This is a genomic window from Enterococcus hailinensis (assembly GCF_045862035.1).
Lineage (GTDB): Bacteria > Bacillota > Bacilli > Lactobacillales > Enterococcaceae > Enterococcus_A > Enterococcus_A hailinensis.
In genome coordinates, this window is the sequence record NZ_BAAFRV010000016.1 from 39,729 (window position 1) to 51,465 (window position 11,737).

An 11,737-nucleotide genomic window follows, 5' to 3' on the forward strand; every position below is an offset into this window, starting at 1 on the left:
TGTGACACTAAATGAATCATTTTCGAATCAGTTTTCGTCAGTCGTCTTTTCCCATGGGTAAGGCGATAATTGATTAAATGAATTGTTTACAAAGCTCGTCTCATCGACTAAACATGCATCCAATTGTTGTTCGATCGCCGCTTGATCCATGCCCATGCCAATAAAAACAATCTCTGTTAAACGATCGCCATACACTGGGTGCCACAAGGATTCTAATTCTGGATCCGAGTCTATGGTTTGTTGTTGCTCTTCTTCCGGCATCGTCGCTACCCAATAGGTCAATACCCCAATACTTTTATGGTTACCAGCTGTTTCAAAAATTACTGAAAAATCATTATGTTGAGCTAACCAAAGAAAACCTTTTGCGCGCGTCACAGAGTCAGGTAAATATTGATCCGCATAAACATTAAATTTATTTGCATCAAAAGGTAACTGTCTCCGATAGACAAAACTAGAAATACCATATTCTTCTGTTTCTGGAATATGATCTTGGTAACCTAATTCCAATTCTTTTATCCAACCAGCCGAAGCGGATATCTCTTCCATATCAAATAACTTCGTATCTAAAATCTCTGATAATTCAACTTTCGATTGAACAGTCTTAATGATTTTAGCAGTGGGCTGAAGTTTGCGAATTAATTTTTCAATTTTTGTGACTTTCTCTTCAGATAAAAGATCACATTTATTTAATAAAAGCACATTGCAAAATTCGATTTGATCAATCAATAAATCGCGGATGTCACGGTCTTCTTCTTCCACGACTTCTTGTGATTTTCGCTTTTCAATTGCTTGACCAGACTGGAAATTGTCCCAGAAACGGTTGACATCTACAATTGAAACAATAGCATCTAACTCTAATTTAGCTGATAAATCAATTCCTAAAGGATTATCTTCTAAAGCAATCGATTGAGCGATTGGGATAGGTTCACTGATTCCTGAAGCCTCAATTACGATTTGTTCAATCTCATGATCAGATACAATCTTATTTAATTCCACGATAAGATCTTCTCTCAATGTACAGCAAATACAGCCATTTGACATAGAGACTAGTTTTTTGTCTGTCCGTTTAAATCCACTCTGATTAATCAATGCTTCATCAACGTTTACTTCTCCCATATCGTTCACGATGACAGCAATTTTCTTTCCATGATTTCCATGCAAAATATTATTTAATAAAGTCGTCTTTCCCGAACCCAAATAGCCCGTCAATACAGTTACCGGTATTTTTGATTCCATGTGTTTCTCCTTTAATTTGATTTCCTATTTAAATAGACTTCTATCATTAATAAAACGTAATTATTACGTTTCGTATAATAGCATGCAACTAGTCAAATCACAAGAATTCTTTTTATCTTTCATTATTGAAAATAAAAACTCCCACGAGAAGGACTAGAAAATTTTTCTAGTAACTTCCGTGGGAGTTTCTGTGTAGCTTATTTAACGCTTAAAATTATTTATATTTTTTCTTCAAGTATAGATAGAATGGAATACCGATCGCTGTGATCAAAATACCGATCATTGCTAATTGGAATTGGTTAATTAATGTCATGACTAAGATGAATAATCCACCAACGATCGCAATAATTGGAATGATTGGATAAAGTGGCACTTTGTAAGGACGAACCAAATCTGGTTCAGATTTTCTTAATTTAATAACTGCGATAAATACTAATGTGTAGAAGATCCAGATAACGAAAACCAACATATCTGTTAACATATCGAATCCTCCGATCATCATCATAGCTACAGCAATAACTAACTCTAAGATACCAGCGATATAAGGAACTTTATTTTTGTTCAATTTAGCTAATTTATCAGAGAATGGTAATTGTTTTTCAAGTCCCATTGTATACGGCAGACGCATACCAGTCATCGTATAACCATTGATTGTTCCGTATACTGAAATCAAGATACCGATCGTTACTAATTTACCGCCCATACCGCCAAAGATTTTTCCAGCAACATCCATTGCTGCATTTTCATTACCGGCTAATTGAGAGATATCTAGTGTGCGTAGGAACGCGAATTGAACTAATAAGTAAACAACCATGATACCTAAGATACCACCAGCGATGGCACGAGGTAAATCGCGGGCTGGATTTTTTAATTCACCAGCGATATTTCCGACGTGGATCCAACCATCATAAGCAAACATTGTTGCTAAAAGACCAGCACCTAATGCTGGGGCAAAGCCGCCGACATGCGCGCCTGCTTGAACTGGGAATAAACTTACTGACACATCCCCTTGACGTAATAAACCAAAGATAACGATTAATGCTAATGGCACTAATTTACAGACTAAAGTGATCGATTGGAACATCCCACTAGCTTTTGAGCCTAGGAAGTTGATCAACATGATCGATGCTGCCGCAATAATCGCGATCGGAATAATCGCCGCATTACTCAAACCGAATAAGTTCTTGAACTGTGTTCCAAAAATAATTGATAAAGCGGCAACATTTGCTGGGAAGTAAATAACTACTTGTGCCCAACCTAGCAAGAAACTCCAAAATTCTCCGTAGGCACGTTCGATGTAACGTAACATCCCACCTGTTTCTGGAATTGCTGCTGCTAATTCTGCACCTGTTAAACCAGCACATACACTGATTAAACCACCTAAGAACCAAGAAAGCATATGTAGACTTGTTGAGCCTGTTACCGCTGCCACACTTGCAGCTTTAAAGAATACACCCGCACCGATTACTGTACCCATTACAGTTGAAAGGGCCGGGAAGAATGTCATTGTGCGTTTTAATTCACCTTCGTGAGAACTCACAACATTTGGTTCGTTACTTGCCATTTTTTTTCCTCCTCTATGGCGAAGTGAATGTTTGTTCACTTCTTAACTTGAATTCGAAAACAAAAAATATAAGTTACATTATTAAAAAATAAAACGATAAATTGCTGTGAACTAAGTATTTAATAACTTACATTGTTTGTTCGAAAATTATTTTACCATGAGGTTATAAAAAGGGGAACGTTATTTTTTTTACATTCCCCTTTTTCTTATTTTACCCTCATGTTATATTAAGAAACCGCTGTATTTTTATGAATTAACTTTATTAAAAGAGATTTTTGTTTCAACACCTTCTGCTTTGAATTTAGCAGATAATTTTTCTAACATTTCGTCGGTCATTTTATCTAAGTCAAAGTTAGGATTGAAATCCCATTCTTTACGCGCATCACTGTCATCGATTGAGTTTGGCCAAGAATTAGCAATTCCTTGACGGACTGGATCTACGTCATAATTCATTTCAAAATCAGGAATCCGACGGCGAATCGATGCTGCGATTTGTTCTGGTTCAAACGCCATGGCCGTAATATTGAATGAGTTACGATGTTCTAAGCGATCTGCATCTGCATTCATTAATTTTACGATTCCTTCGATGGCATCATCCATATACATCATATCCATGTATGTTCCTTTATCGATAAATGATGTATATGTTTTATTTTTTAATGCTTCATAATAAATATCAACGGCATAATCAGTGGTTCCACCGCCAGGCTCTACTTTATATGAGATCAAGCCTGGGAAACGAACCGAACGAGTATCGACACCGTATTTTGTATGATAGTAATTTTCTAATAATTCACCTGCAACTTTAGTCACACCATACATTGTGGTTGGATGCATCACTGTATCTTGCGGTGTATTGTCTGGTTCAGCATCTGGTCCATACGCAGCAATTGAAGATGGCGCAAAGAATTTAGTTTCTGGTCCAATCTCACGTGCCACTTCTAATGCATTCATTAACCCTGTCATATTTAAGTTCCATGCAAAAGCTGGACGTTTTTCAGCCGTTGCTGAAAGTAGTGCTGCTAAATGAATGATTGTGTCTACTTCATAGCGTTTAGCCATGTCTAAAAAGCTATCGTAATTTGTAACATCTAATTCTTCAAATTGCCCGCCTTCAACCACTGGACTGCCTTCAACTGTCCGAATATCTGTTGAAATAACGTTGTTGACACCTAAATCTTTACGCAGTCTTTCAGTTAATTCTGAACCGATTTGTCCTAGAGCACCTGTAATCAATACTTTTTTCATTTGTCTATCTTCCTCTCTATTTTAACTTTCGTTTAATGCTTTATTTGATGATTCCTAATTCTTTTCCTACTTGTTCATAGACTTTAATCGCGTCATCCAACATTTCTTTTGTATGACCAGCATTCGGCATATTACGAACACGGCCAGTTCCTAATGGTACTGTTGGATACACGATTGGTTTTGCATACACGCCATTTTCCAATAATTTCTTAGAGAATTCTTGCGCTAATTTTTCGTCACCGACGATTACCGGTGTGATCGGTGTTTCTGAATGACCGATATCATAACCAATCCGTTTTAATTCTGATTTAAAGTAATCAGCATTTTCCCAAAGTGTTTCAACATACTCTGGATGTTCTTCGATTAGGTCAATGGCTTTGATACATGCTCCTGCGGCTCCCGGTGTTAAAGAAGTCGAGAATAGGAATGGACGCGCTTGTGATTTTAACCAAGTAATTAATTGTTTCGTTCCCGCAACGTAACCGCCGACAACTCCGATTCCCTTCGATAAAGTCCCCATTTGAAAATCGATATGGTCTTGCATTTCAAAATGTTTAACCGTTCCGTGACCATGTCCCATAACACCAGTACCATGAGCATCATCTACATAAGTAATGACATTGTATTTTTCACAAATCTCAACGATTTCAGGAATCTTCGCTACATCGCCGTCCATTGAGAAAACACCATCTGTGATATACATTACTTTATTGTATTCGCCACTCTCAGTTGCAGCTTTGGCTTTTGCTTCTAAATCTTCCATGTCTTGATGGTTGACACGAATGATTTTAGCCCCTGATAAACGACAGCCATCAATAATCGATGCATGGTTTAATTCATCAGATAGAATCGCATCGCCTTTTTTCATTACTGCTGAAATGGCACCCATATTACAGTTAAAACCAGATTGGAAAGCTATCGCCGCTTCTGTTCCTTTAAATTCAGCAATTTTAGCTTCTAATTTTTCATGAATATCTAACGTTCCATTGATTGTTCGTACTGCTCCTGCTCCAGCACCGTAATGCTGGGTTGCTTCAACATCGGCTTCGATCAATTCTGGGCGTGTCGCAAATCCTAAATAGTTATTAGAAGCTAAGTTGATCATTTTTTGATCATTCACAGTAATGATTGGACCATTACTTCCTTCTAAAACATCGATGGTGTTGAATAAACCTTTTTCTTTTAGATCCGCTAAATTCGTTTCTAAAAATTGATCAAGAACTTTTGAACTCATAGTTATTCTCCTCCGTAGTCATTTTTGCGCAGATATTCATCTTATTTTCAACTTATATAAGCATCTTTGTTTGCGCTTTCGTACTTTACATACTCAGTGTATAAACTTTTGTTAGCGGTTACAACTTACTTTGAAAACAATTCTTTGAATTATAATAAAATTCAGATGTTTTCTAATCAATTTTATTCAATAGTACTTTTTAATAGTGATTTTAACGTGTTTAACAAAAAAAGTCCTCTTAGTTTATGAATTTTTCAAAAGTTCTAACTTTCACAATTTTTTTTAAGTAAAGGTAATTATTTTTTTCAAAAAATGAAAAACGCTTTCAAAACAAGTGGGTTTATTCTTTATGTTTAACTATTTCTATCACAAACAATTTTTTATCCCCTTCATTTTATTCGTAGTATTCATTTCTTAAAAAATATCTTTTCTAATTAAAAATTAATTTTTTGAGAGTGAGATTTCATGTATTTTGCTAAATTCGTTTATTTAGTTTGACTAAAGTCATCTACTCCTATTGATTATAAAAAAAAACGCCAAGTTAGTTTATCCTAACTTAGCGTTGCTCGCGGCTTTTTATTATGGTAAATCATTTCCAGCTGCAAAATAAACATCGTACCATTCTTGTTTTGTTAGCGAAACATCAGCTCCAGCGGCGCTTTCTTTGATGCGTGTCGGATTCATCGTCCCTAAAATGACTTGCATATTAGCAGGATGACGTAAAATCCAAGCCGTTGCGATGGCATTCTTATTCGTATTATATTTTTTAGCTAACTTAGCTAGCAGCTCATTTAGCTCTGGGAATTTGTCATTATCAACAAACACCCCTTCAAAGAAACCGTATTGGAATGGAGACCAAGCTTGAATCGTTACTTTTTTCCGACGAGAAAACTCTAATATCCCTCCATCGTGATCAAAAGATCGTGTGTCAGTCATATTTGTATGCATCCCATAATCGATCATTCCTGTGTGCATGATCGAAAACTGTAATTGGTTAATCAATAATTTTTGATCTACATGAGATTGTAAAAGCTGGAATTGCTCTGGATTGAAGTTTGATACACCAAAGTGACGTACCTTTCCACTTGCTTGTAAAAGATCAAATGCCTCAGCAATTTCTTCTGGTTCCATCAATGGATCTGGTCGATGTAATAAATAGCTATCTAAATAATCGATTCCCATTCTTTCTAAAATTCCATCAACAGAGTCCAATAAATGTTGCTTAGAAAAATCATAACGTTTTTCATCGCCAGTGACGATTCCACCTTTTGATTGGATATAAAGTTGATCACGTGTGATATTTGCTTCTTTCAGCGCGGCACCGAAAATTTCTTCTGATTTTCCGCCACCATACATATCTGCTGAATCAATAAAATTTATTTTACTTTCGATTGCTGTTTCTAATACTTCTGCCGCTTTTGTTGGTGTTAAGGCTGCCATTCTCATGATACCTAAAGCAACTGCTGAAGTTTCCCAATAGCTACCGCCAATTTTTCGTTGTAACATTTCATTCATCCTTTCTGATAAAACGCTTACTACTTATAGAAGTATAGACTATTTTGCTGGTAAAAAGAATCATTATCACTAAAAAAATGAAACGTTCTAAATAACTGTTTCTTGACCTGCTGATATTTTCTCCGTATGCTTAATTTAAAGGAGGTTCTTTATGTATTCATTACTTAAAAAAGTCATCACTGAAAAAGATATTTATCGACAAATCATCCTTTTAGAACAACTATTGAACCATCCACAACTGACAGCTAAAGAGCTGGCTCAGAAAATTGCTACGACTGAACGAACGATCTTTTCTGACCTTCAACTAATCCGTAGTTATCTGCCCGAACAATGGGAATTAGAAACCGATAGTAATGGCATCCGATTGACCCCGCATAAAAAAGCATTGACGAATGATATTTGGGAAACTTTTTTGCCTCATTCAGTTAGTCTGCAATTGATCAAACAGCTTTTTTTTACAAAAGAGCTGAATGTTACGCATTTTTTAACAGAGACCGGGATTTCTTACGAGACACTCAAACGCCAGCGAACAAAGATCAATCAGCAATTGCGTTCTTACAATATAAAAATTTCGCTGACTACTAAACGGGCTCGATTGATTGGTGATGAAAGTGCTATTCGGATTTTTTATCATCGACTCTTATTACCTTTCACTCATAACAATTATTTTTTTGAAGATTATTCGATTCATGAAGAACATTATTTGCATTTTTTAGAAAAAGAATTATCGAATGAACAGCGTATTCAATCGGAACAGATTTTTGGTATTTGCTGGTTTTTTATTAATACCATCCGAAGTAAAGCGGGCTGTCGAATCGATCACTTCTCTTTTGAGAAAAATGATGCTTTATTTTTGATGTATCGATCGTCCCTAAAAAAGTTATATGAAAAAGAAGGGATTTATTTACAGACGGAAGAACTATTCTTTGCCTTTTTCTGCTTTTTAGAAAGTTGGAATTACAACAATCAATTTGGTGAACAAGTCGTTGATGTCTTAGCTACTAATTATTCTCAGCTCTTAAACCAAGCAAAACAAACCGTTCAAGATATCGCTGATGAACTTCATTTGCCACAATTAACAGCTACTTCATTAACTGAAAACCTATTGTTATTATTATTAAAGTATGCCGAGTCACCTGCTCTCTCCAAACAATTCCAACTGGAATACCATGAATTGATCAATCAACATAAAGAAGAGCATCGCTTTTTATACCAAAAGGGATTAGAACTTTTTGAACAATTACCTCAATTTTCCAGTAGTGAAGATACGACGTATTTCATTAATTTATTCTCGCTACTGACTCAACAAACAATTATTTCTGTTCGTGCGTACACGAAAACAGGCTATTTTATTTTTCAAAGCGAACCTGCTTGGAAAAATTTTTTACAACAGGAACTTACTGACTTATTAGGAAATCGTATCCAGTTGCTTTCGATCGAACTATCGCAATTAAAAAAGTTAATTCCTGAGTCAGGAGCATTTATTATTTCTAATATTCCTTTAGATACTCCGCCACTTCCTGTAGTTTATTTATCCACATTGCCGACAAAAAATGAGCTCAGTCAATTGACTGAACTCACTTCTAACAGCTATTTGTAATCTGTCAGTTAGTCATTCATGCATTGACAAGCTGATTTTGCTTTTCTTTGAATAATTGTTTTACTGATTCTCTTTTCGATTTCAACAACTAAGAACAATAGTGTAGCATTGCCCATGATCAATAGTTGCTGACCGACTGTCAGAGCTGTTGTCCCGATCAATTGTTGTGCTAGCGGAAGAAAAATCACTGTTAGTTGTAAGACTAACAAGATTCCTAAAGAAATAAACAATAATTTATTTTCAAAGAATCTGCGATTGATTGCGGGATCGACTAACTCACGGCAATTGATCATATAAACAGCTTGCCCTAAAACAATACTTTGTAAAAGAATCGTCTGCTGTAAAGCACTTCCGTCAAAACGCATTGCCAGCAAGTAAGCTGGTACCATGATCAATAAAGAAACATAAATGATCCGGAAGAAATTATATCCAGATAAAATTCCCGCTTTAGTATCTCTTGGTGGTCGATTCATGACATCTTCACTAACTTTTTCAAAACCTAGTGCGTAGGATAAGGTAATGGTCGTTACCATATTGACCCAAAGAATCTGAATCGGTGTTAACGGCAAAGGACGATTCATCAATAAAGCTACGATAACGATCAGTCCTTGGGCTAATGCAGTCGGCAAGAAGAAATTAATCGTTTTTTGAAGATTATCAAAAATACGACGACCTTCTTTGACAGCGTTGACGATCGTATAAAAATTATCATCTGCCAATACCATGTCCGCTGCTTGTTTACTTACTTCACTTCCTTTGATTCCCATCGCGATACCGACGTCTGCTTGTTTTAAAGCCGGTGCATCATTTACACCGTCGCCTGTCATCCCCACGATTTCTTCTTTTTTCTGCAAGGCTGTGACGATTCTTAATTTATGCTCTGGTGTAGTTCTAGCAAAAACATCGACCTTATCGACTACAGTAGACAATTCTTCATCAGATAATAGATCAATATCGATTCCTTCTAACACTTTCGAAGTATGCTTCAATCCGATTTGTTCACTTATCGCTTGAGCAGTTGCCTTATGATCACCAGTAATCATTTTAACTGATATTCCTGCTTGTTGAGCTTGGGCAACCGCTTTAATGGCACTTTCTTTCGGTGGATCAATAATCCCTGCCATTCCAACAAACGTTAGGTCATTTAAGTCTTCATGGGTCAATTCAGCTGATGAAACTTCTTTATACGCAAAACCTAAAACACGTTGGCCTTTTCGCGCAAGAGATAATCCTTGTTCTTGCCACGCTTGATTGTCTTCTTTAGTCAGCTGAGCTTTAGCTAATAAAACTTCTGGTGCACCTTTAACAAAAATAATGTGGCGCTTCGCTGTTTCATGAAGTGTGGCCATATATTTATAGGAAGAACTGAATGGAATTTTTGCTAAAATAGGTTTTAATTCCATCTTTTCTTCAGAAATATAGGTTAACAAAGCCCGCTCAGTTGGATTCCCTTGAATTTCTTCAATCGATTGCTCATTTTTAGTCTTCAACTCTTGGCAATTATTCATAATTTCTTTTATCATGACTGAATCTTCTGTTATAACATCTGTAACGGTCATCTCATTTTTTGTCAGTGTTCCCGTCTTATCCGAACAAATCACCGTCATTGACCCCAACGTTTCAACGGTAGGCATCCCCTTGATGATAGCATTTTCTTCGGCCATTTCTTTTACACCCATTGAAAGGATCATTGTCATGACTGCTGGCAAGCCTTCTGGAATCATCGAAACGATCAAGGCGATACTTGCAGAGAATAAATAAACTCCAATCCATTCCGTATCTAAAACTAGTAAAGAACAATAAAAATACGATCAGTGCAAGAATACCGCGAAAAATTTGCTTATTTAATTGATGCATTTTTTTTACTAACGGTGTGGTTTGCGCTTGAACGGATTGCAAGGCTTGATTAATTTGACCGATCTCTGTTGCATCCCCGGTTTCTACAACTAGTCCCCTAGCTGTTCCCGTTTGAACCAATGTTCCAGAAAAGGCCATATTTAATTGATCTCCAGCTAAAGCATCTCCTTCAATCTTCGCATTTGTTTTTTCAACGGGTTCCGATTCACCTGTCAAAATGGCCTCTTCAATAGTTAGGTCATGAACCTCAATCAGACGCAAATCAGCTGGTACAACATCACCTGCTTTTAATAAGACGATATCCCCTTGGACCAATTCTTCTGAGGCAACATTTACAGGCTGGCTCTCGATCAAGGCCGTCGCCTCTTGACCCATCATTTGTTTCAACCCATCCAAAGATTCTTCCGCTTTTCTTTCCTGCCAATATCCGACTAAACCATTTACGATTACGACTAAGAGAATAATACTTCCTTCGACTACTTCACCGGTCGCAAATTTTAACAGTGCTGCACCGATCAAGACAAGCATTAATAAATCAGTAAAATGTTTCGCGATTTTTTGCCATAATTTTGCTTGCTCTTTTTGAGTCATTTCATTTGGACCATTTTGTTTCAAACGGTTTTGACGTTCTGCTTTTGCCAAACCTGATTCGTCTGTTTTTAATTTTTGCTTGATATCATTTATCGAAAAAGTATACCACTTCATATGTATTCCCCATTTCTTTTGTTGTATTAAGAATAACAGCGATAACTTTAAAGAGGAGGTCGATAATTTCAGCGGCATCTGAAATTATTGCCTAGTAAAACAAAAAAGGATGTATCTTTTCAGATACATCCTTTTTATTAATGAAGAAAATCTTGCAGATCATCACCATATTTATCAATTTTTTTTGTTGTAAAAATTGTTCCTGCTACTAAAACGCCACCTACCACTAAAGTACTAGCAACCATAAATTTAAAAAGTGTTTTCATACTAAAAGACCTCCTATGATTTTTTGCGACTCATAAAATAAGAAACAACTGCTACTAAGATAATTGCACCAATAATCGAAGGGATCAACGCCATCCCAGCCAAACTAGGTCCCCAAGAACCAAGTAACGCTTGACCAATAAAAGAACCGACTAAACCAGCGATGATATTGCTGATCCAACCCATTGAATCACCTTTATTCATGATAGCTCCGGCAATTGCTCCAATCACAGCGCCAATGATGATCGACCATAATAAATGCATCGTTTTCCCTCCTTCTTCTTTACTTTGCTTATGTATTTATCCTAGCACAAAAGCTTGGATGTAGCCTTTAATATGCTTGTTAGTTGAGAAGTATAGCTACACTTTCTTCTTTTACTTTTTTACAACCTGAATTCCCGGAATTTATAACGAGGGAGGGGCAACCCCTAACGCCTCATATAATTCCTTCTGCTTCGTCGTAACCTCTCCCAACAGGCGTCCATGTCCGGGGGACTCGAATAATTCAATCGTG

Annotated in this window: 8 protein-coding genes and 1 pseudogene; 1 reads left to right on the forward strand and 8 read right to left on the reverse strand. The window is 36.5% G+C overall.

Going from position 1 to position 11,737, the window contains the following annotated elements; translation table 11 throughout:
• Positions 1 to 27: 27 nt before the first annotated feature.
• From ACKTSC_RS10915 to ACKTSC_RS10935, 5 genes are all read right to left on the reverse strand, one after another.
• The gene (locus tag ACKTSC_RS10915) at positions 28 to 1,236 is read right to left on the reverse strand and encodes a GTP-binding protein (protein WP_407857605.1); all 1,209 of its coding nucleotides are present in this window, start codon (positions 1,234 to 1,236) and stop codon (positions 28 to 30) included.
• Between the two features lie 214 nt (positions 1,237 to 1,450).
• Entirely contained in the window at positions 1,451 to 2,800 is a 1,350-nt protein-coding gene (locus ACKTSC_RS10920) for an APC family permease (protein ID WP_332580994.1), read from the reverse strand.
• 246 nt (positions 2,801 to 3,046) lie between these two features.
• Positions 3,047 to 4,048: an NAD-dependent epimerase/dehydratase family protein gene (locus tag ACKTSC_RS10925; RefSeq protein ID WP_407857606.1), complete on the reverse strand. Its 1,002-nt coding sequence runs from the start codon at positions 4,046 to 4,048 to the stop codon at positions 3,047 to 3,049.
• A gap of 40 nt (positions 4,049 to 4,088) precedes the next feature.
• Positions 4,089 to 5,282 (reverse strand): glycine C-acetyltransferase, encoded by a 1,194-nt coding sequence (locus tag ACKTSC_RS10930; protein ID WP_332580996.1) that lies wholly within the window; start codon positions 5,280 to 5,282, stop codon positions 4,089 to 4,091.
• 579 nt (positions 5,283 to 5,861) lie between these two features.
• Complete coding sequence (locus ACKTSC_RS10935) at positions 5,862 to 6,788, reverse strand: aldo/keto reductase (protein WP_407855034.1); 927 nt, start codon at positions 6,786 to 6,788, stop codon at positions 5,862 to 5,864.
• 160 nt (positions 6,789 to 6,948) lie between these two features.
• Between ACKTSC_RS10935 and mafR the strand changes: the two genes are divergently transcribed.
• Positions 6,949 to 8,397, forward strand: a complete 1,449-nt coding sequence (gene mafR, locus ACKTSC_RS10940; RefSeq protein ID WP_407857607.1) for a global transcriptional activator MafR — start codon at positions 6,949 to 6,951, stop codon at positions 8,395 to 8,397.
• An 8-nt stretch (positions 8,398 to 8,405) separates the two neighbouring features.
• Here mafR and ACKTSC_RS10945 read toward each other — a convergent pair.
• From ACKTSC_RS10945 to ACKTSC_RS10955, 3 genes and pseudogenes are all read right to left on the reverse strand, one after another.
• Positions 8,406 to 10,959: pseudogene (locus ACKTSC_RS10945) on the reverse strand (HAD-IC family P-type ATPase).
• Positions 10,960 to 11,096: 137 nt separating this feature from the next.
• Complete coding sequence (locus tag ACKTSC_RS10950) at positions 11,097 to 11,225, reverse strand: hypothetical protein (protein WP_281246546.1); 129 nt, start codon at positions 11,223 to 11,225, stop codon at positions 11,097 to 11,099.
• A gap of 13 nt (positions 11,226 to 11,238) precedes the next feature.
• A complete protein-coding gene (locus tag ACKTSC_RS10955; protein WP_407857608.1) occupies positions 11,239 to 11,487 on the reverse strand; it encodes a GlsB/YeaQ/YmgE family stress response membrane protein in 249 nt (82 codons plus the stop codon).
• Positions 11,488 to 11,737 lie beyond the last annotated feature (250 nt).

What these genes read in the sequence shown, in the direction of transcription:
- ACKTSC_RS10915 (WP_407857605.1), bottom strand. Translation starts at nt 1,236, where the DNA reads ATGGAATCAAAAATACCGGTAACTGTATTGACGGGCTATTTGGGTTCG.
- ACKTSC_RS10920 (WP_332580994.1), bottom strand. Translation starts at nt 2,800, where the DNA reads ATGGCAAGTAACGAACCAAATGTTGTGAGTTCTCACGAAGGTGAATTA.
- ACKTSC_RS10925 (WP_407857606.1), bottom strand. Translation starts at nt 4,048, where the DNA reads ATGAAAAAAGTATTGATTACAGGTGCTCTAGGACAAATCGGTTCAGAA.
- ACKTSC_RS10930 (WP_332580996.1), bottom strand. Translation starts at nt 5,282, where the DNA reads ATGAGTTCAAAAGTTCTTGATCAATTTTTAGAAACGAATTTAGCGGAT.
- ACKTSC_RS10935 (WP_407855034.1), bottom strand. Translation starts at nt 6,788, where the DNA reads ATGTTACAACGAAAAATTGGCGGTAGCTATTGGGAAACTTCAGCAGTT.
- mafR (WP_407857607.1), top strand. Translation starts at nt 6,949, where the DNA reads ATGTATTCATTACTTAAAAAAGTCATCACTGAAAAAGATATTTATCGA.
- ACKTSC_RS10950 (WP_281246546.1), bottom strand. Translation starts at nt 11,225, where the DNA reads ATGAAAACACTTTTTAAATTTATGGTTGCTAGTACTTTAGTGGTAGGT.
- ACKTSC_RS10955 (WP_407857608.1), bottom strand. Translation starts at nt 11,487, where the DNA reads ATGCATTTATTATGGTCGATCATCATTGGCGCTGTGATTGGAGCAATT.